The following is an 18,670-nucleotide window of genomic DNA, read 5'->3' as shown; positions in this document are numbered from 1 at the left end:
CGGTGTCCCGTCGCTCCGAGGCCAAGAAAGCCCGCCGCCGAAAGCGCCGGGCGGCCGCCGAAGCGCGATGGATACCGGAGCCGGCGTTGGACGAACTCGCGGAGTTGACGCTGGACGTCCAGGACTTCAACGACGTGATCCTGTTGCGGGGCTGGACAATTGATCAGGAATACTCCGGAGACGGGCTCGTCACCTGGTATTACCCGCCGTCGGGTATCGGCACCGACGACGTCGACGTCGAGCCGGTCACCCGCATTTGGGTGACGCCCGCTGACGGCGGCGAATGGGTGCACACCGTGCTGGTGGGCACCACCGAAGAGTTTGTCTTGGCCCCGGACGAGTTCATCGAGGAGCTCGAGCGGATCGAGTCGTATCGCGCCGGCGACCCGGTGCCGTCGTTCGAATAGCGCGCACTAAGTGGAGGATTCGTGCCACCAGGTGACTCAAATCCTCCACCTAACCGCCTAGTCCGATTCGACGACACCCTGCGCGGCCCGCGCCCGCTGCTCGTAGGCCTGCCGCGCTGACGCGTCGAAGTCCAGGAACACCCGATCGAGCCCGAGCTTCTTGTTCATCCAGCGACGCCCGCGCGGCCCGAGCATCTGCGCGGCCTGCGCGGTGAAGCGCAACGGCGCGGGCACCGACACATGCGTTTTCGGCTTGTCGAGCGTTTTCACGATGGCTTTCGCAATGTCTTCGGGCTCAACGGGTTTGATCGCACCACCCGATTTGGTGCCCGAGATCAGCTCGGTGTTGGTGAACGGCGGCATGATCACCGAGACGTCGACACCATGCGGGGCGAACTCGTCGGCCAGCGCCGCGGAGAGCCCCACCACGCCGAATTTGGCGCCGACATAGACCACCTGACCGGGCACCGGGATCAAGCCGGACAGCGACGCGATGTTGATGATGTGCCCGCTGCGCCGCTTGACCATCTCCGGCAGCACCAGCTGGCAGCCGGTGATCACGCCGTAGAGGTTCACCTCGAGCGACGACCGGATCGCCTGCTCGGACTGCTCGAGAAACGGGCCGATCGGCATCACGCCGGCGTTGTTGATCAGCACGTCGATATGGCCCTGCCCGTCCGTGCGGGCCTTGTCGAGGAACGTCGCAAACGACTCGCGGTCGGTGACGTCGAGCGGATACCCCGACGCCGGGCCCAGCTTGCCCAGCTGAGCGACCGCCGACTCCTGCAGCGCCACGTCCCGGTCGCCGATGACGACCCGGGCACCACGCTTGAGCAGCGCCGTCGCGGTGGCGTAACCAATGCCGCGCGCGGCGCCGGTGATCGCGATGGTCTTACCGCCGATGTTGTCCATGGCGCGGAACTTTACAGGTGTCAACTTTTTAGCGGAAGGGCCGTGTTGAATAACGCCATGCGTTTCGTTGAGGTGGCCCGCGACGATCCGCTGGCCGCACCGCTGCTCGCCGAGTTGGCCGTCGAATACGCCAACCGCTACGGCGGCACCCCCGAAACCGTGGCGCAGTGGCTGCGCAAAACGCCGGCCGACGAATTCGCCCCGCCCGACGGCGGCCTGCTCATCGGCCTGCTCAACGGCCGGCCCGTCACCGGCGGCGGGTTCTGCCGATTCGACGCCGACACCGCCGAGCTCAAACGCATCTGGACCGACAGCCGGCATCGTCGGCGCGGTCACGCCAAAGCATTGCTCGCCGAGCTGGAGGCCCACATCGCCGCGCGCGGTTACCGGCGCGTCTACCTGATGACCGGCGACCGCCAGCCCGAGGCCGAAGCGCTGTACGAAGCGTCCGGGTACACCAGGCTCGCCGAGCCGCTGCCCGCCGAGGGCGACATCTATCCGATCGCGTTCATCAAGGTTTTGAGTTGAGCCTGCCCGTTTAATCTGGGTTGTGGAGATTTCCCGGGCAGTCGCGGGGTGGCTGCTTCTGCTCGCCGCGTTCGCACTTTTCGCGGTGGGCTTGGCGACGCGCTCGTTCATCGGCCGACGGCGTGACTGGGCGCCGGTGCGGCGATTCGTCTCGGGCTTCCGCGACACGCGGGTCGCGCGTGTCTTGTTCGGCCCGGTGGAACACGATGCGCTCGACGACGACGAGCTGGACCAGATGATCCTGATGCCGACGATCGTGGTGGCGTGCGGGCTGTGCCTGACGGCGGTGTTCCTGCTCGGCTACGGCACGCTTACGTAGCTGCTTTTTCGGTGGCTTCGCGGATCGGTCCGCGCCACACCGGTCCATGGCCGGGCAGCAGCACATCGGTGTTGAGCATGCCCAGCGCGGCGAGGCTGCGCACGCAGCCGTCCTGATCGTGGTTGAACAAGCCCGGCAGCAGTTGCGGGCCGTCATGGCGCAGAAGCGGATGCCCGGTGACCAAGGCGTCGCCGCTGACCAGTACGCCGTCCACCACGAACGAGCAGTGCCCGCTGGTATGGCCGGGGCTGGGGATCGCCATCGGCGCGCCGGGCAGTTTCGCCGCGATGTCCTCGGTGAGGGCCTGGGTGGTGGGAATGCCGTCGCGCACCATCCCGCCCTTGCTGCTGATCGCCAACGACCACTTGAGCCAGCGCGGCTGCCAGATGTGCGGAATGATGTCGGCCGGCGAAGCCTGTTCCAGGTATTCACGTTTGGCGTGCCCGACCTCGTCGGCGTGGCAATACACCGGCGTGCCATGGGTTTTCGCGAACCAGATGGCCGCGCCGAAGTGGTCGATGTGGGCGTGGGTCAACACGATCGCGCGGACGTCGTCGATCCCGAATCCCAGCTCGCCGAGCGAGCCGAGCACGTCGTCGCGCTGGCCGGGAAATCCCGCGTCGATCAGCATCACCCCGGTGCCGTCGGTGATCAGCGTCCAGTTCACCAGGTCGGTTTGGGCGAAATGCACACTGTCGGTGATCTGCGTCAGAGCCGCCGCCATCCAGCGAGTCTATGGCGTGGAGTAGAAACGAACACGTGGCTGAACTGAAACTGGGATACAAGGCATCGGCGGAACAATTCGCCCCGCGTGAGCTCGTCGAGCTGGCCGTCGCGGCCGAGGAACACGGCATGGACAGTGCCACGGTCAGCGACCACTTCCAGCCGTGGCGCCACAAGGGCGGCCATGCGCCGTTCTCGCTGGCGTGGATGACGGCGGTGGGCGAGCGCACCAAGCGTCTGCAGCTCGGCACCTCGGTGCTGACGCCGACGTTCCGGTACAACCCGGCCGTCATCGCGCAGGCCTTCGCGACCATGGCGTGCCTGTACCCCGGTCGCATCTTCCTGGGTGTCGGCACCGGTGAGGCGTTGAACGAGATCGCCACCGGATACGAGGGGGAGTGGCCCGACTTCAAGGAACGCTTCGCCCGGCTGCGCGAGTCGGTGCGGCTGATGCGCGAGCTGTGGGCCGGTGACCGGGTGGACTTCGAGGGCGAGTACTACCACACCAAGGGCGCCTCGATTTACGACGTGCCCGAGGGCGGCGTGCCGGTGTATGTGGCGGCCGGCGGGCCGGTGGTGGCCAAGTACGCCGGGCGGGCCGGCGACGGGTTCATCTGCACCAGCGGCAAAGGCGAGGAGCTGTACAAGGACAAGCTGATCCCGGCCGTCTTGGACGGTGCAGAGGCGGCGGGTCGCAACGCTGATGAGATCGACAAGATGATCGAGATCAAGATTTCGTATGACCCGGATCCGGAGCTGGCGCTGGAGAACACCCGGTTCTGGGCGCCGCTGTCGCTGACCGCCGAGCAGAAGCACAGCATTGACGACCCGATCGAGATGGAGAAGGCCGCCGACGCCCTGCCTATTGAGCAGGTGGCCAAACGCTGGATCGTCGCGTCGGACGCCGACGAGGCCGTCGAGAAGGTCGGCCAGTACGTCAAGTGGGGGCTCAACCACCTGGTGTTCCACGCGCCGGGGCACGACCAGCGGCGGTTCCTTGAACTCTTCGGTAAGGATTTGGAGCCGAGGCTGCGCAAGCTGGCGTAGATCTGCGTCGATAAGGAAAGCTGGGCGGGTGACCGCCACAGCGTCCGCGATCTACATCGCCTCGCCCGAGGGTGACACCGGCAAATCGACGATCGCCCTGGGCATCCTGCACCGACTGGCCGCCACGGTGGCCAAGGTCGGCGTGTTCCGGCCGATCACGCGATTGGGCGAGGAGCGCGACTACATCCTCGAGCTGCTGCTGCCCCTGACGACTGCGGGCCTGTCCTATGAGGACTGCGTCGGCGTCAGCTACCAACAGCTGCACGACGATCCCGACGCGGCGCTGGCCGAGATCGTCGACCGGTTCCACCAGGTGGCCGAGCAGTGCGACGCGGTGCTGATCGTCGGCAGCGACTACACCGACGTGGCCAGCCCGACGGAGCTTTCCACCAACGGCCGCATTGCGGTCAATTGCGGTGCCCCGGTGGTGCTCTCGGTGCGGGCGAAGGGACGTACCCCCGACGAGGTCGCGCAGGTTGTCGAACTGTGCCTTGCCGAGTTGACGGCCCAGCACGCTCACACCGCCGCGGTGGTGGCCAACCGGTGTGACCCCGGACAGTTGCAGGCCGTGGCGGCGGCGCTCGAACCGTTCGAACCGCAGACGTACGTGCTGCCCGAGGAACCGCTGCTGGTCGCGCCGACGGTCGGCGAGCGGCAAAAGGCGGTGGACGGCACGCAGATTCATGGCGCTCCGGCGCTGCTGGCCCGCGAGGTGATGGGTGTGCTGGTCGCCGGTATGACCGCCGAGCATGTGCTCGAGCGGCTGACCGACGGTGTCGCGGTGATCACGCCGGGCGATCGCTCCGACGTCGTGCTGGCCGTCGTGAGTGCCCATGCCGCCGAAGGTTTTCCGTCGCTGTCGTGCATCATCCTCAACGGCGGGCTGGAGCTGCACCCGTCGATCGCTTCGCTGGTGTCGGGCTTGGGACAGCGGCTGCCGATCATCGCCACCGAATACGGCACTTTCGAGACGGCCAGCCGGGTTGCCGGTACCCGCGGTCGGGTGACGGCTGCCTCGCAACGCAAGATCGACACCGCCCTGGAGTTGATGGATACCCACGTCGACACCGCGGATCTGGTTGCGCGGCTGGCCATCCCGATTCCCAGCGTTGTCACCCCGCAGATGTTCACCTATCAGGTGCTGGACCGTGCGCGGTCGGACCGCAAGCACATCGTGCTGCCCGAAGGTGACGACGATCGCATCCTCAAGGCCGCCGGTCGGCTGCTGCAGCGCGGCGTGGCCGACCTGACCATCCTCGGGGAGGAAACCCAGGTCCGTTCGCGTGCAGCCGAACTCGGTGTCGACCTGTCGGCAGCAAAAGTACTCAACCCGCAAACCAGCGACCTGTGTGACAAGTTCGCCGAACAGTACGCGCAGCTGCGCAAGCACAAGGGTGTCACGGTCGAGCAGGCGCGCGAAATCATCCACGACGTCTCGTATTTCGGCACCATGCTGGTGCACAACGACATGGTCGACGGCATGGTGTCTGGCGCCAGGCACACCACCGCGCACACCGTGCGGCCGTCGTTCGAGATCATCAAGACGGTGCCCGGGGTTTCCACGGTGTCCAGCATCTTCCTGATGTGCCTGCCCGATCGGGTGCTGGCGTACGGCGACTGCGCGATCGTCGTCGACCCCACCTCCGAGCAGCTCGCCGACATCGCCATCTCGTCGGCCCACACCGCCGCCCAGTTCGGCATCGACCCGCGGGTGGCGATGCTGTCCTACTCCACCGGCACCTCCGGCACCGGGGCCGAGGTCGACAAGGTCAGGGCCGCAACCGAATTAGTGCGTCAACGGGCACCCGAGTTACTGGTGGAGGGACCGATCCAATACGACGCCGCGGTGGAGCCGTCGGTCGCCAAGACCAAGATGCCCGAGTCGGAAGTCGCCGGGCGGGCGACGGTGTTGATCTTCCCGGACCTCAACACCGGCAACAACACCTACAAGGCGGTGCAGCGCAGCGCCGGCGCGATCGCCGTCGGCCCGGTGTTGCAGGGGTTGAAGAAACCGGTGAACGACCTGTCCCGCGGTGCCCTCGTCGAAGACATCGTCAACACCGTCGCGATCACGGCGATCCAGGCGCAGGGCAAATGATGAGCCGAACGATCCTGGTGCTCAACTCCGGGTCGTCGTCCGTCAAATATGCTGTCGTTGAACCAGATTCGGGTGCCATGCTGGTCGATGGAATCGTCGAGCGGATCGGCGAAGGCGAGGTTGCCGACCACACCGAGGCGATGCGTATCGTGTTCGACGAGTTGGGTGACGACATGGCTGCGGTGATCGCGGTCGGGCATCGGGTGGTGCACGGCGGGCCCGACCTGTATCAGCCAACGCTTGTCGACGACGAGATGCTGTCCAAACTCGACGAATTGGCGCCGTTGGCGCCGCTGCACAACCCCCCCGCGGTGCTGGGCATCAACGTGGCGCGCAAGGCACTGCCCGATCTCCCGCACGTCGCCGTGTTCGACACCGCGTTCTTTCACGACCTGCCCGCCGCGGCCGCCACCTATGCCATCGAGCGAGACCTCGCGGCGCAGTGGCACATTCGCCGCTACGGGTTTCACGGCACGTCGCATCAGTACGTCAGTGAACAGGCCGCGGCGTTCCTCGACAGACCGTTGGGTTCGCTGAATCAGATCGTGCTGCACCTGGGCAACGGCGCGTCGGCGTCGGCGATTGTCGGCGGCCGGCCCGTGGACACGTCGATGGGGCTCACGCCGATGGAGGGGCTGGTGATGGGCACACGCTCCGGTGACGTCGACCCCGGCGTGCTGGTGTACCTGTGGCGCACCGCCGAGATGAGCGTCGAGGACATCGAAACCATGCTCAACCGGCGCTCCGGTGTGCTGGGTCTTGGCGGTGAGATCGACTTCCGGCTCCTGCACAAGCGCATCGAATCCGGCGACGAGGCAGCACAATTGGCGTATGACGTGTACATCCACCGGCTGCGCAAGTACATCGGCGCCTACATGGCGGTGCTGGGCAACACCGACGTCATCACCTTCACTGCAGGAGTGGGCGAGAACGACGCCGCCGTGCGCCGCGACGCGCTGACCGGATTGACGGGATTGGGTATTGAGCTCGACGAGCATCTCAATGCCAGCCCGGGCAAGGCCGCCCGTCGCATCTCGGCCGACAATTCGCCGACGACCGTGCTGGTCATCCCGACGAACGAGGAGCTGGCGATCGCCCGGGCCTGCGTCGAGGTGCTCTAGCCGCCGATTTTCGCCGAGTGTGCGCTGACCGCATTGAGTGTGCAGCCACTGCGGGGATCGGCGCCGGCTAGCGCGGTAGCCGCACACTCAACGCGGTGGACGCACACTCGACGTGATGGCCTGTGGATAACCCGCAAGTGGCGGTCCGGGCACTGGCTGACATACGGCATCGTCGCAATATGGGGAATTGGGGGGAACCATTCATCGGCAGTGAGGCTCTCGCTGCCGGCACCGTGAACTGGCATCAGCTGCGGACGCGCTATTGCGCGCTGTTTCCGGACGTGTACATGGAGCGACTGGCTCAGCCATCGCTTCAGCAGCGAATCTCTGCGGCATGGCTGTGGTCACGGCGGCGGGCAACGATTGCCGGACTTGCAGCCGCTTCGCTGCACGGGTCGAAGTGGATCGACACCGACATCGCGGTGGAGCTGGTACACGCCAACGCGCGACCGCCGAGCGGCATAGTCACTCGACGCGACCGATTGCTCGACGATGAAGTCGTCATACTCGACGGCCGTTCGGTGACATCGGTTGAGCGCACGGCGTTCGACATTGGCAGACGAGGTTCCGTCTTCGCTGCCGTTGCCCGGCTCGACGCGCTCGCCAACGCGACGGGTTTCAAGATCGACGACGTCGCCGCGATCGCCCGTCGTCACCGGCGGCTACGCGGGCTACGGCATCTGGAGAAGGTGTTAGAGCTCGTCGACGCCGGAGCGCAATCGCCGAAGGAAAGCCAGGTTCGGCTGTGGCTGATCGAAGCTGGTTTCCCGCCGCCGCAAACGCAGATACCGGTGTTCGGCCCGGACGGTGTGCCGTTTGCCTTCATCGACATGGGCTGGCAGGAGTGGATGCTCGGTGTCGAGTACGAGGGCAAGCATCACTACGACAACCGTTTGCAAATCGCCAGCGACATCTACCGGCTCGAAAAGGTCGAGCGGCGCTACCGAATCGTCCGGGTGACGGCGGAGGATCGTCGCGCAAATGTGGTTCGGCGAGTCCACAATGCGGTGGAAGCGCAAGGGTTTGAGTGCCCGTGCACCTTGTCGAGTGTGCGCTGACCGCGTTGAGTGTGCAGCCATTGCTGAGATCAGCGAAGAATCCCGCAGTGGCTTCACACTCAACGCAGTGGGCGCACACTCGACGACAAGACGGCAAGGCACTAGAACGTCGACATCGGGCGCACGCTGTTGGCCAGGTCGACCAACGCGTAGCGATGCGCCTGCGTCGGTGCCACCCGCGCCAGGGCCCGCAGCGACGCCTCCACACCGAGCTGCAGACCGTGTTCGGTGAACGGGAAGCCCAGGATGTGATTGGTGCTCGCGGTGTGGTCGGCCAGCCAGTCCATCGCCGTGCCCAGCACCAGCGCCCGGATCTGCAGCACGCGTGGCTCGGTGTCGGGCAGCGCCTCCACGCGACGGGCGGCGTCGCGGATGTGCTCCTCGGTGATCTCGCTGCTGGACCGGCCGGACAGCAGTGTCACCGCGCTGGTGAGGCGGGCCGTCGTGAAATGCCTTGAGGTAGCGGGCACTTCATCCAACGTGCGGACCGCCCCGTCGCGGTCCCCCTCGGCGGCCAGCGCGCGCGCCAACCCGAAGCCCGCCGAGATCACGCCGTTGTCGGTGCGCCACACCGTGTTGTAGAACTTGCGCTCGTCGGCGTTCCCGGCCAACTCGGCCGTCGCGGCCAGCGCGAGCTTGGGCGCCAACTCCCCGGGCAGCGTGTCCAGCACTTCGGTGAAATGCTTTGTCGCCGACTCGTAATCGGCCGACAGCATCTCCGCCACGGCGCGGAACCACACCAGCCGCCAGCGCCAGCCCACCCGGTTCGCCAGGTCGTCGAGCTTACGGGTGGCCTTGGCGACATCGCCCAGGTCGAGCAGCGCCCGCACCTCCATCAGCGGCAGCTCCACCGATTCCGACAGGTCGATGCCCTCGGAGTCCAGCGCGCCGTGGCGCGCGGCGCGCAGCTGATCCAGTGTCTGCACCGGCTGGCTCAGCACGCTCGCCGAGAGCACCGCCGCCCCGACGTCGGCCGGGTCCACCAGCGGCACCGGCAGGGCCTTGACGATCTCCTGCGCGGTCAACTTCTCCGAATGCACCTGCCCGTCCAGATAGACGTCGGTGTGCGCGACGAGCAGGTCCACCCCGAAAGTCGAACGGGTGGGGCTGAATACCGTCGACAAGCCGGGCCGGGGCACGCCGGTGTCCTGGGCCACCACTTCCCGCAGCACGCCGAGCAACTGGCCCGTCATCTCCTCGGCGCTGCCGAACCGCCGCCGCGGATCCGGGTCGATGGCGCGGCGCAACAACCGGCCGTACGAGTCGTACTCGGCGAGTACCGGATCGTCTTCGGGCAGCCCTTCGACGTAGCGGCCCTTGCGGGTGCGCAGGTGAAGCGTCAGCGCGGCCAGTGTGCGGCCGACGGTGTAGATGTCGGTGGCCACCGTCGGACCGGTCCGCACAATCTCGGGCGCCTGGTATCCCGGTGTGCCGTAGAGGTATCCGAACGAGTTGATCCGCGACACCGCACCCAGGTCGATCAGCTTGAGCTGCTCCTCGGTGATCATGATGTTCTCGGGTTTGAGGTCGTTGTAGGCCAGCCCGATGGAGTGCAGATACCCAAGCGCGGGAAGGATTTCCAGCATGTAGCCGATCGCCTCGGCGACCGGCAGCTTGGTGCCCTTGGCCTGTTTCAACGACGTTCCGCCGACGTACTCCATCACGATGTAGCCGACCGGATTGCCGTGCCGGTCCGGGTGTTCGACGAAGTTGTAGATCTTGACGATCCCCGGATGCGTTACCTCGGCGAGGAACTGGCGCTCGGCCATCGCGGCGGCCTGCGCCTCGGCGTCACCGGAATGCACCAAACCCTTGAGCACCACCGGCCGCTCGTTGACGTTGTGGTCCAGCGCCAGATACACCCAGCCCAGTCCGCCGTGCGCGATGCAGCCCTTGATCTCGTACTGTTCGGCCACCATGTCGCCCGGACTCAGTTGCGGCAGAAACGAATACGCGCTGCCGCAGTGCGGGCACCAACCCTCGGACAGGGCATGGCCGTCGGGTGTGGAGCGGCCGACCGGGCGCCCGCAGTTCCAGCAGAACCGCTTCGCTTCGGCGACCACCGGATTCTTCATCAGCGCATCGAGCGGATCCTTGGCCGGCACTCGCGGAATCTCCACCAGCCCGCCACCCAGACGCCGGGTCGGCGACAGCGCCCGCGTCGCCGCGGTTTCCTGCGGCTCGGTGTCCACCGTGCGCACCGAGGTGCTGTCCTCGTCGTCGAAACGCGGGCGGAAGATCGCCTGTGTCGCCATCGGCCGCATGGTCGACGCCGAATCCGGGTCGAGGTCGGCCAGCGTAGCCGGCTGGGTGCCCGGCCCCTCGTATTCGTCAGCCGCCGTCATCAGTCCACATACCTCGCGACGGGAGGCGCCGGCGCGGGCCCCAGCACCGACAACCATTTGCGGTACAACGTGTTCCAGGTGCCGTCGCGACGGATGCGCTCCAGCGTGCCGTTGACGAAACGCACCAAACCGGTGTTGTGCAAGTTGATTCCGATGCCGTAGGTCTCCTCGTTGAGGCTGGGCCCCACGATGTGCAGATACGGGTCCTGCGACATCAGCCCGGCCAGGATCGCGTCGTCGGTGCTGACCGCGTCGACCTGCCGCTGCTGCAGAGCCACCAGGCAGTCCGACCACGTCACCACCGCTTCGATGATGGGCGGCGGGGTGATCTGCTGAATGCGTTCCAGCGATGTGGTGCCCTTGGCGACGCAGACCCGCTTGCCGGAGAGATCGGACGCCTGCGAGATCGTCGAATCGCGTGGCGCCAGAATCCGTTGGTGCGCCATCAGATACACCGTGGAGAAGTTCACCTGCTTCTTGCGCTCGCAGGTGATGCTCATGGTCTTGACGACGATGTCGACCTGCCTGTTCTGCAGCGCCGCAATGCGATCCGCCGACGACAGGATGCGGTACTCGACTTGCGACGGCGTGCCGAAGATGTCACGCGCGACCTCGCCGGCGATGTCGACGTCGAAACCCGTGATCTCACCGGTGATCGGGTCGCGGAAGCTCAGCAGATTGCTGCCGATGTCCAGCCCGACGACCAACCGCCCGCGGTTGCGGATGTCGGCGACCGCGGCGTCGGCCTCGGCCTTGGTGGCGAAGGGGCGCAGGCTTGCGGTGCGGTCGCATTCGTCTTCTTCGACGGTCGGCACCCGCGCAGGCTCGGGCGCGAGCTCCTCCATCCCCGCCGGCGTCGGCGGCGCCAACGTCACACTGGGCACGGGCATCACCGACGCGGCTTGACCACAGCCGGTCAGCAACACCAGCGCCGCCAGCGCACCGCAGAACTTCCGCACCATCACCTGTACTCACTAAGTCTCGGCCACAATCCCAGTGTCACCGCAATCGCCGCGCCGATCGAGAGCGCCGCGGCGCCGACCGTCGCGCCCGACAGCACCCGCCGCGCGTTGACGATGTCGTTGCGCAGCTGACTGCGGCTCTCCTCGATGCCCTTGCTCAGCGCGGCGTCGAGCTTGTCGAACGCCGGCGTCGAATCGTCCTCGCCGGTGCCCAGCGCCACCTGGGTGGCGGCCTGGTAGTTGCCCACCGCGATGTAGGCGTTGATCCGGTCGTCGGCCGCCCGCCAGCGCTTGAGCAGCTGTTCGGCGTCGGCCAAGTCGGACTTGTCGATGGCGTCGTCGCGGGCCAGATACTCCGAAAGTTGTTGCTGCATCGCGTCGATGCGTTGGTAGTAGGACTGCTTGCGGGTGCTCTCGTCACCGCGGCGGATCAACGCCAGCGTCTCGTCGGCGCGGGCCTGCTGCGCGGTGATCGCGAGGTTCGTGATGGTCTTGAGCGATTCGGCCGCAGTGTCTTTCGCGCTGCGGCTGTCCGCGGTGGAGATCACCAGCGCCGTGCCCACCCACACCAGCATGATCAACACCGCCAGCCCGCCGGCGACCAGACCGATGTTGACGCGACGACGGGTCCGCCGCGCCAGCCAGCGATTCGCGAACGCGCCGAACAACAACGTCGCCAGCACGACGAGAATCACCGGCGCCGGAATCCTTGTCGAGGCAGTGGTTTCCCGGTCCACTCGCGCCGAGGTCTCCTCGTAGAGCTCCTGCGCCTGCGGCAGGATCTCGGTCTGCATCAACGACGACGCCTCGGACAGATACGACGAACCGACCGGGTTGCCCGCGCGGTTGTTGGTGCGGGCCGTCTCGATCAAGCCGGTGTACACGGCGAGTTGGGCGTTGATGCGGCCGAGCAGTGCCACCAGCGACTCGTCGGTCAGCCCGGACGACGCCCGCGTCACCGCCACCGCCGCGTCGGTGATGGCCTGTTCGTAGCGCTGCCGCACCGGCCGCGGCTCGACCCCGGAGATGAACGCCGTCGCCGCCGCGGCGTCTGCGACCGACAGCGTCGTGTAGAGCTGGCCGGCGGCGAACGCAAGCGGCTCAGTGTGGTTGAGCACGGTGGTCAGCGCCTGCTGACGGTCGTTGATCGTCGTCGAAGTGGCGAACGCGCTGGCGATCACGAGCGCCGACAGAACGAACCCGATCGTCAGGATCCGGCCGGGCGTGGTCCACAGAAACCACCATCGAGGGTGCGCGGGGGCGGTCGGCGACCGGGACGCGAGCGGCTCGGTCGACGGGTGCGCCAGCTCCACTGTCACGTGCGCGCGGACCTCATCTTTTTGGGGGCTTTCCGGCTATCTTCCCCGACCGCTTTCAACTCTATAAAAGAATTCTAAGAGTTTCTGGGATGCCGCGTACCTCTATTGTTGGTGCCGTGCGTGGCGATGGTGACGGCTGGGTGCTGTCCGACAACGGTGCCCGGTTCTGGGGTCGGCACGGCGCTGCCGGGTTGTTGCTTCGCGCACCGCAGCCCGACGGCAGCCCCGCCGTGTTGCTGCAACACCGCGCGCCGTGGAGCCACCAAGGTGGCACCTGGGGGCTGCCCGGCGGCGCCCGCGACAGCCACGAGACCGCCGAGCAGGCCGCGGTTCGCGAGGCGCACGAGGAAGCCGGGCTGCCCGCCGACCAGTTGACGGTCCGCGCCGCCGTGGTGACCGCCGAAGTGTCGAGTCCGAGCGGGGCGCGCTGGACCTATACGACGGTCATCGCCGACGCCTGCGAACTGCTCGAGACGGTGCCCAACCGCGAGAGCGCCGAACTGCGATGGGTGGCCGAGGATGAGGTGGCGGCGCTGCCGCTGCACCCCGGTTTCGCGGCCAGCTGGGAGCGGCTGCGCAGTGTGGCGGCAGGGATTCCGCTGCTGGTCAACCGCCGCTCGTAAGGGCGGTTTTGAGGCGTCGCGCGGCGGCCTGCGGATCGTCGGCGGCCGTGATCGCGCGCACCACGACGATGCGGCGGGCGCCCGCCGCCAGCACCTCGGGCAGCCGGTCTTCGTCGATGCCTCCGATCGCGAACCACGGTTTGTCGGTGTTTGACGACGACGCCGTCCGCACCAGGTCCAGACCGGGTGCCGGCCGCCCGGGTTTGGTCGGGGTGGGCCAGCACGGGCCGACGCAGAAGTAGTCGACCGCCTCCTGGATGGCTGCGGCGACCTGGCCGGTGTCGTGGGTGGAGCGGCCGATCAGCGTTGCGGGGCCGACGATGTCGCGGGCGATCGCGAGCGGCAGGTCGTCCTGGCCGAGGTGCAGCACGTCGGCGTTCGCGGCCCGCGCGATGTCGGCGCGGTCGTTGACGGCCAGTAAGGCGTGGTGGCGGCGCGCGGCGTCGGCGAGGATGGCCAGCGCCTCGAGCTCTTGGCGCGCCTCCAGCGGGCCGAACTTCTTCTCGCCGGGCGAGCCCTTATCGCGCAGCTGGATGATGTCCACCCCGCCGGTGAGCGCCGCCTCGGCGAATTCGGCCAGGTCACCGCGCTCCCGGCGGGCGTCGGTGCACAGATACAGTGAGGCCGACGCCAGGCGTTCCCGAGGTGTGTGCACACCGCGACGGTAACGCGACTGTGCGTTCTCATCCGCTCGCCCCGGCGCGTCGCGGATAAAACCGCACAGTCGAGCCGACGGGTAATCTGGAGGGCCGACACGGGAGTCCTGGGCACGAGGACTGAGAGTGGGCGAACGAACCGGCCCTTACCGTCACACCTGATCCGGGTCATGCCGGCGAAGGGAGGGTTTATGTCCTCTGGATCACTGGCCGTCATCGGCGGCGGCGTCATCGGCCTGTCGGTCGCGCGCCGCGCGGCGCAGGACGGCTGGTCGGTGCGGCTGCACGGCACCGCCGACCGGGGCGCGTCGTGGGTGGCCGGCGGCATGCTGGCCCCGCACAGCGAGGCGTGGCCCGGCGAGGAGCGGCAGCTCCAACTCGGGTTGGAGTCGCTGAAGCTGTGGCACTCCGGGTTTCTCGAGGGCCTGCCCGACGACGTCGTGACCGCCCGCGAATCGCTGGTGGTGGCCGTTGACCGCGCCGACGCCGATGATCTGAAGCGGGTCGCGCAGTGGCTGTCCGCGCAGGGCCATCCCGTCACCCTGACATCGAGCGCCCGCGATGTGGAACCGTTACTCGCCCAAGGTATTCGGCACGGCTTTCGCGCCGTCACCGAATTGGCGGTGGACAACCGTGCCGTCGTCGAGGCGCTGGCCTCGCAGTGCGAGCGGCTGGGGGTCACGACGGCGGGCCCGGTAGAGAGCCTGGGCGACGTGGACGCCGACATGGTGGTGATCGCCAACGGCATCGACGCGCCGAAGCTGTGGCCGGACCTGCAGATTCGCCCCGTGAAGGGTGAGGTGTTGCGACTGCGGTGGCGCAAGGGCTGTATGCCGGTGCCGCAACGGGTGATTCGCGCCCGGGTGCACGGACGCCAGGTGTATCTGGTGCCGCGTGCCGACGGTGTCGTGGTGGGCGCCACGCAGTATGAGCACGGCCGCGACACCGCACCGGCGGTGACCGGTGTGCGGGAATTGCTCGAGGACGCCTGCGCGGTGATGCCGGCGCTGGGGGAGTACGAATTCGCCGAGTGCGCCGCGGGTTTGCGGCCGATGACACCCGACGGGCTGCCGATCGTCGGCAGTCTGGACGAGCGAACCCTGGTGGCGGCCGGCCATGGGCGCAACGGCTTTCTGCTGGCCCCGTGGACCGCCGAACGTATTGCGGCTGAACTGAAAGCGAGAGTGCCCGCATGAAAGTGACCGTGAACGACGAGGACGTCCAGCTCGACAAGCCGACGACCGTGGCGGAACTGTTGGCGCGCATGGGATTTCCCGACAAGGGCATTGCGGTGGCCGTCGACTGGTCGGTGATACCGAAATCCGATTGGCACACCACGCTGAGCGACGGCGCGCGGGTGGAAGTGGTGACGGCGGTGCAGGGTGGCTGAATCCAAACTCACCATCGCGGGCCGGGAGTTCGGCTCGCGGCTGATCATGGGCACCGGCGGCGCGGCCAACTTGGCGGTGCTGGAAGAGGCGCTGATCGCGTCGGGCACCGAGCTCACCACCGTGGCGATGCGCCGAGTCGACGCCGAAGGCGGCACCGGCGTGCTGGACCTGTTGAACCGGCTGGGCATCACGCCGCTGCCCAACACCGCGGGCTGCCGCAGCGCCGCCGAGGCGGTGCTGACCGCGCAATTGGCCCGCGAAGCGTTGGGCACCGACTGGGTCAAGCTCGAAGTCATCGCGGACGAACGCACCCTGCTGCCCGACGCCGTCGAATTGGTCAGGGCCGCAGAGCAATTGGTTGATGACGGGTTCGTGGTGCTGCCCTACACCAACGATGACCCGGTGCTGGCCCGTCGGCTCGAAGACACCGGCTGCGCGACGGTGATGCCGCTGGGCTCGCCGATCGGCACCGGGCTGGGCATCGCCAACCCGCACAACATCGAGATGATCGTCGAACAGGCAGGTGTTCCGGTGGTGCTCGACGCGGGTATCGGTACCGCCAGCGACGCCGCGCTCGCGATGGAATTGGGTTGCGACGCAGTGCTGTTGGCATCCGCGGTCACCCGCGCGGCCGACCCGCCCGTGATGGCCGCAGCGATGGCCGCGGCGGTGCAGGCCGGATATTTGGCGCGGCAAGCGGGGCGGATTCCCAAGCGGTTCTGGGCGCAGGCGTCCAGCCCGGCGTTATGAGGTATGTCGCACTGGGCTCGTCGATGGCGGCGGGGCCGGGTATCTGGCCGCCGGATTGGCCCGCACCGATTCTCGCGCAGCGCTCCGCGCGCAACTACCCGCATCTGGTGGGCGAGAAGCTGGGCCTCGATCTCGTCGACGTGACCTATTCGGGCGCCACCACCGCACATGTGCTGCGCGACAAACACAACGGCACACCGCCGCAGATCGATGCGCTGGACGGTTCGGAGACGCTGGTGACCGTGACCATCGGCGGCAACGACGTGGGCTACGTGCCGATGCTGATGGCGGCGGGGCTGCCGCGGCTGATCCGATCGCTGCTGGGTGGGTGGCTTGGCGAGCTGTTCGACGCCGTCGCCCGCGAGCGGGCACTGGTCGACGTCGCCGAATCGCTGAAAGACGTCGGCCGCAGTATTCGCGAACGGGCGCCGAAGGCCAGGGTCTTGTTCGTCGACTACCTCACGCTGCTGCCGCCGTCCGGCACTCCCGCGCCCCCGCTGTCGGAGAAGCACGTCGCGCTGGGCCGGCACATCGCCGAGACGCTGGAGAAGGCAACCGGCGCGGCCGCGGCGGACACGGGTTGCGAATGGATCCGCGCGGCGCAGGCCAGCCGCGATCACCACGCCTGGTCCGACACGCCGTGGACCACCAGGCCCGGCCTGCTGATACCGGGTCTTCCGGCGCCATTGCATCCCAACGCCGCCGGTATGCGGGCGGTCGCGCATATGGTTGTTGCTGCCCATGATTGAGCTGACAGGTCTGACCAAGGTATTCGGCCAAACTCACGCCGTCGACGACTTGACCTGCTCGATCGAACCAGGTGTCGTCACCGGATTCTTGGGCCCCAACGGCGCGGGCAAGACCACCACCATGCGACTGATCCTGGGTCTGGACCATCCGACGTCGGGCACCGCGACCATCGACGGCAAGGCCTACCGCGAACTGCGTGACCCGCTGCGGACGGTCGGCGCGCTCCTGGACGCCCGGCAGGCCCACCCCAACCGCTCGGCCCGCAACCACCTGCGCTGGATCGCGGCGTCCAATCGGATTCCGGTGAGCCGCGTCGACGAGGTGCTCGACATGGTGGGTCTGACGGGGGTGGCCGATCGCAACGCCGGCACCCTGTCGCTGGGCATGAGTCAGCGCCTCGGCATCGCCGCGGCGCTGCTGGGGGACCCGCCGGTGCTGCTGTTCGACGAACCGGTCAACGGCCTGGATCCCGAAGGCATCCGTTGGGTGCGCACGCTGATGCGCACGTTGGCCGGCGAGGGTCACACGGTGTTCGTGTCCAGTCATCTGCTGGCCGAGATGGCCAACACCGCCGACCGGCTGGTGGTGATCGGGCGGGGCAAGCTGATCACGTCGACGGCGGTGAGCGACTTCGTCAGCGGCGCCGACGTCATCCGCGTGCGCAGCCCGCAATTGGAGCTGCTGCGTCAGCTGCTCACCGACGCGGGCATCGATGCGCAGGCCGAATCGGACGGATCGGTGCTGACGGTGCGCGGCGCGGCCATCGAGGTCGTCGGCGAGGTCGCCGCCCGAAACGCGATCACCCTGCACGAGCTGAGTGCCCAGCAGGCGTCGTTGGAGGATGCCTATCTGAAACTCACCGACGAGGCGATCGAATACCGGGCGGTGGCGCAGTGAGCGCGCTGGCGGTGCTGGAGGCCGAACGCATCAAGCTGTCGACCACCCGCGCGCCGCTGTGGTGCGCGATCGGCGTCGCGGTGCTGTCCCTGGGCGTCGCGGCGCTGCAGGGGCGCACCGCCTACGACTACAGCGTGCTGCCGCCGCAGAAGGCGGCGCTGGGGGTGGCGGTGTTCGGTGTGCCGGTGCTGATGATCCTGGCGTCGATGACGGTGACGGGCGAGTACCGCAGCGGGCTGATCCGCTCCACATTCATGGCGACGCCCAACCGCAGTGTGGTGCTGATCGCCAAAGCGGTTGTCGCGGCGGCGTTCTCCGGAGCGTATGCGGCGCTGATGACGGTCGCCGCCGTGGTGGTGGCGCGGCTGGCGGCCAAGCCGATGGTCGGTTCGCAGCTGTCGTTGACGGCGTCGGGCACATGGCGGGTGGTGGCCGCGATCGCCGTCTACGCGGCGCTGGCCGCGGTGCTGGGCGTCGGGGTGGGCGCGCTGCTGCGGTTCGCCGCCGGGGCCGTCGCGGTGCTGCTGCTGTGGCCGCTGGTGGCCGAACCGCTGTTGGGCAACATGCCCAACGTCGGCCCCGCGATCGGACCGTGGCTGCCGTTCGCGAACATCTTCCGGTTCATCGACGTGACGTGGTTGTACCCGGTGTATGGCATGCCGTGGGGCGAACTCGGCTCGTTGCTCTACTTCGTTGTGGTGGTCGCGGTGGTGTTCGTCGCGGCGCTGGTGGAGGTGAACCGCCGCGACGCCTGAGGGTGGTCC

At 67.7% G+C, this 18,670-nt stretch carries 20 protein-coding genes; 14 read left to right on the top strand and 6 right to left on the bottom strand.

The features are described 5' to 3' along the window. Positions 1-2 precede the first annotated feature (2 nt). Positions 3-407 (top strand): hypothetical protein, encoded by a 405-nt coding sequence (locus CWS39_RS01865; RefSeq protein WP_102141222.1) that lies wholly within the window; start codon positions 3-5, stop codon positions 405-407. Between the two features lie 57 nt (positions 408-464). On the opposite strand, the gene CWS39_RS01860 is transcribed toward CWS39_RS01865, so the two are convergent. Beyond that, positions 465-1,319, bottom strand: coding sequence for an SDR family oxidoreductase (locus tag CWS39_RS01860; protein ID WP_102141221.1), 855 nt, complete (start codon positions 1,317-1,319; stop codon positions 465-467). Positions 1,320-1,376: 57 nt separating this feature from the next. Between CWS39_RS01860 and CWS39_RS01855 the strand changes: the two genes are divergently transcribed. Together CWS39_RS01855 and CWS39_RS01850 are read left to right on the top strand one after the other, a co-directional pair. Further along, positions 1,377-1,847, top strand: a complete 471-nt coding sequence (locus CWS39_RS01855; protein WP_102141220.1) for a GNAT family N-acetyltransferase — start codon at positions 1,377-1,379, stop codon at positions 1,845-1,847. Between the two features lie 28 nt (positions 1,848-1,875). Beyond that, positions 1,876-2,166, top strand: coding sequence for a hypothetical protein (locus CWS39_RS01850; RefSeq protein ID WP_102141449.1), 291 nt, complete (start codon positions 1,876-1,878; stop codon positions 2,164-2,166). On the opposite strand, the gene CWS39_RS01845 is transcribed toward CWS39_RS01850, so the two are convergent. Then, positions 2,159-2,890 (bottom strand): MBL fold metallo-hydrolase, encoded by a 732-nt coding sequence (locus tag CWS39_RS01845; protein WP_102141219.1) that lies wholly within the window; start codon positions 2,888-2,890, stop codon positions 2,159-2,161. The two genes, CWS39_RS01850 and CWS39_RS01845, sit on opposite strands and share 8 nt — an antisense overlap. A 35-nt stretch (positions 2,891-2,925) precedes the next feature. Between CWS39_RS01845 and fgd the strand changes: the two genes are divergently transcribed. From fgd to CWS39_RS01825, 4 genes are all read left to right on the top strand, one after another. Next, entirely contained in the window at positions 2,926-3,936 is a 1,011-nt protein-coding gene (gene fgd, locus CWS39_RS01840) for a glucose-6-phosphate dehydrogenase (coenzyme-F420) (RefSeq protein ID WP_102141218.1), read from the top strand. A gap of 28 nt (positions 3,937-3,964) precedes the next feature. After that, positions 3,965-6,034 carry a phosphate acetyltransferase gene (gene pta / locus CWS39_RS01835; protein ID WP_102141217.1) on the top strand — a complete coding sequence of 690 codons (2,070 nt, stop codon included), beginning with the start codon at positions 3,965-3,967 and terminating at the stop codon, positions 6,032-6,034. After that, the gene (locus CWS39_RS01830; protein ID WP_102141216.1) at positions 6,034-7,155 is read left to right on the top strand and encodes an acetate kinase; all 1,122 of its coding nucleotides are present in this window, start codon (positions 6,034-6,036) and stop codon (positions 7,153-7,155) included. Before pta ends, CWS39_RS01830 begins: the two co-directional genes overlap by 1 nt. A gap of 179 nt (positions 7,156-7,334) precedes the next feature. Further along, on the top strand, positions 7,335-8,213 hold the full coding sequence (locus tag CWS39_RS01825; protein WP_102141215.1) for a hypothetical protein: 879 nt from the start codon (positions 7,335-7,337) through the stop codon (positions 8,211-8,213). Positions 8,214-8,314: 101 nt separating this feature from the next. Here CWS39_RS01825 and CWS39_RS01820 read toward each other — a convergent pair whose 3' ends face one another. Genes CWS39_RS01820 through glnX form a run of 3 tightly spaced genes read right to left on the bottom strand, consistent with a single transcriptional unit; the run spans position 8,315 to position 12,839 of the window. After that, positions 8,315-10,558 carry a serine/threonine-protein kinase PknG gene (locus CWS39_RS01820; protein WP_102141214.1) on the bottom strand — a complete coding sequence of 748 codons (2,244 nt, stop codon included), beginning with the start codon at positions 10,556-10,558 and terminating at the stop codon, positions 8,315-8,317. After that, a complete protein-coding gene (locus CWS39_RS01815) occupies positions 10,558-11,520 on the bottom strand; it encodes a glutamate ABC transporter substrate-binding protein (protein ID WP_102141213.1) in 963 nt (320 codons plus the stop codon). Before CWS39_RS01815 ends, CWS39_RS01820 begins: the two co-directional genes overlap by 1 nt. Beyond that, a complete protein-coding gene (gene glnX, locus CWS39_RS01810) occupies positions 11,520-12,839 on the bottom strand; it encodes a protein kinase G-activating protein GlnX (RefSeq protein WP_102141212.1) in 1,320 nt (439 codons plus the stop codon). The genes CWS39_RS01815 and glnX overlap by 1 nt, the downstream gene beginning before the upstream one ends. 116 nt (positions 12,840-12,955) lie before the next feature. Here glnX and CWS39_RS01805 point away from each other — a divergent pair, with 116 nt between their 5' ends. Further along, entirely contained in the window at positions 12,956-13,462 is a 507-nt protein-coding gene (locus CWS39_RS01805) for an NUDIX hydrolase (RefSeq protein ID WP_102141211.1), read from the top strand. Here CWS39_RS01805 and thiE read toward each other — a convergent pair. Further along, on the bottom strand, positions 13,446-14,117 hold the full coding sequence (gene thiE / locus CWS39_RS01800; RefSeq protein ID WP_102141210.1) for a thiamine phosphate synthase: 672 nt from the start codon (positions 14,115-14,117) through the stop codon (positions 13,446-13,448). The genes CWS39_RS01805 and thiE overlap by 17 nt on opposite strands. 192 nt (positions 14,118-14,309) lie before the next feature. Here thiE and thiO point away from each other — a divergent pair, with 192 nt between their 5' ends. From thiO to CWS39_RS01770, 6 genes are read left to right on the top strand one after another with little or no spacing between them, the layout of a single operon-like run. Then, positions 14,310-15,314 carry a glycine oxidase ThiO gene (gene thiO, locus CWS39_RS01795; protein ID WP_102141209.1) on the top strand — a complete coding sequence of 335 codons (1,005 nt, stop codon included), beginning with the start codon at positions 14,310-14,312 and terminating at the stop codon, positions 15,312-15,314. Continuing rightward, positions 15,311-15,508 (top strand): sulfur carrier protein ThiS, encoded by a 198-nt coding sequence (thiS, locus tag CWS39_RS01790; RefSeq protein ID WP_102141208.1) that lies wholly within the window; start codon positions 15,311-15,313, stop codon positions 15,506-15,508. Before thiO ends, thiS begins: the two co-directional genes overlap by 4 nt. Continuing rightward, positions 15,501-16,259, top strand: coding sequence for a thiazole synthase (locus CWS39_RS01785; RefSeq protein ID WP_102141207.1), 759 nt, complete (start codon positions 15,501-15,503; stop codon positions 16,257-16,259). The genes thiS and CWS39_RS01785 overlap by 8 nt, the downstream gene beginning before the upstream one ends. Next, entirely contained in the window at positions 16,256-17,008 is a 753-nt protein-coding gene (locus tag CWS39_RS01780) for an SGNH/GDSL hydrolase family protein (protein ID WP_102141206.1), read from the top strand. The genes CWS39_RS01785 and CWS39_RS01780 overlap by 4 nt, the downstream gene beginning before the upstream one ends. Beyond that, the gene (locus CWS39_RS01775; RefSeq protein WP_102141205.1) at positions 17,001-17,906 is read left to right on the top strand and encodes an ATP-binding cassette domain-containing protein; all 906 of its coding nucleotides are present in this window, start codon (positions 17,001-17,003) and stop codon (positions 17,904-17,906) included. The genes CWS39_RS01780 and CWS39_RS01775 overlap by 8 nt, the downstream gene beginning before the upstream one ends. Further along, positions 17,903-18,661 carry an ABC transporter permease subunit gene (locus tag CWS39_RS01770; RefSeq protein ID WP_102141204.1) on the top strand — a complete coding sequence of 253 codons (759 nt, stop codon included), beginning with the start codon at positions 17,903-17,905 and terminating at the stop codon, positions 18,659-18,661. The genes CWS39_RS01775 and CWS39_RS01770 overlap by 4 nt, the downstream gene beginning before the upstream one ends. The last annotated feature ends 9 nt before the right edge of the window (positions 18,662-18,670 follow it).

This window comes from Mycobacterium hubeiense (assembly GCF_002838065.1).
Lineage (GTDB): Bacteria > Actinomycetota > Actinomycetes > Mycobacteriales > Mycobacteriaceae > Mycobacterium > Mycobacterium hubeiense.
The sequence above is the reverse complement of the archived record's forward strand: the minus strand, read 5'-3'. Positions and strand labels throughout refer to the sequence as shown.

Bases quoted from the DNA above. Each gene is read 5' to 3' on its own strand.
- CWS39_RS01860 (WP_102141221.1), bottom strand. From the start codon at position 1,319: ATGGACAACATCGGCGGTAAGACCATCGCGATCACCGGCGCCGCGCGC.
- CWS39_RS01855 (WP_102141220.1), top strand. From the start codon at position 1,377: ATGCGTTTCGTTGAGGTGGCCCGCGACGATCCGCTGGCCGCACCGCTG.
- CWS39_RS01845 (WP_102141219.1), bottom strand. From the start codon at position 2,890: ATGGCGGCGGCTCTGACGCAGATCACCGACAGTGTGCATTTCGCCCAA.
- CWS39_RS01830 (WP_102141216.1), top strand. From the start codon at position 6,034: ATGAGCCGAACGATCCTGGTGCTCAACTCCGGGTCGTCGTCCGTCAAA.
- CWS39_RS01825 (WP_102141215.1), top strand. From the start codon at position 7,335: ATGGGGAATTGGGGGGAACCATTCATCGGCAGTGAGGCTCTCGCTGCC.
- CWS39_RS01820 (WP_102141214.1), bottom strand. From the start codon at position 10,558: ATGACGGCGGCTGACGAATACGAGGGGCCGGGCACCCAGCCGGCTACG.
- CWS39_RS01815 (WP_102141213.1), bottom strand. From the start codon at position 11,520: ATGGTGCGGAAGTTCTGCGGTGCGCTGGCGGCGCTGGTGTTGCTGACC.
- thiO (WP_102141209.1), top strand. From the start codon at position 14,310: ATGTCCTCTGGATCACTGGCCGTCATCGGCGGCGGCGTCATCGGCCTG.
- thiS (WP_102141208.1), top strand. From the start codon at position 15,311: ATGAAAGTGACCGTGAACGACGAGGACGTCCAGCTCGACAAGCCGACG.
- CWS39_RS01780 (WP_102141206.1), top strand. From the start codon at position 16,256: ATGAGGTATGTCGCACTGGGCTCGTCGATGGCGGCGGGGCCGGGTATC.
- CWS39_RS01775 (WP_102141205.1), top strand. From the start codon at position 17,001: ATGATTGAGCTGACAGGTCTGACCAAGGTATTCGGCCAAACTCACGCC.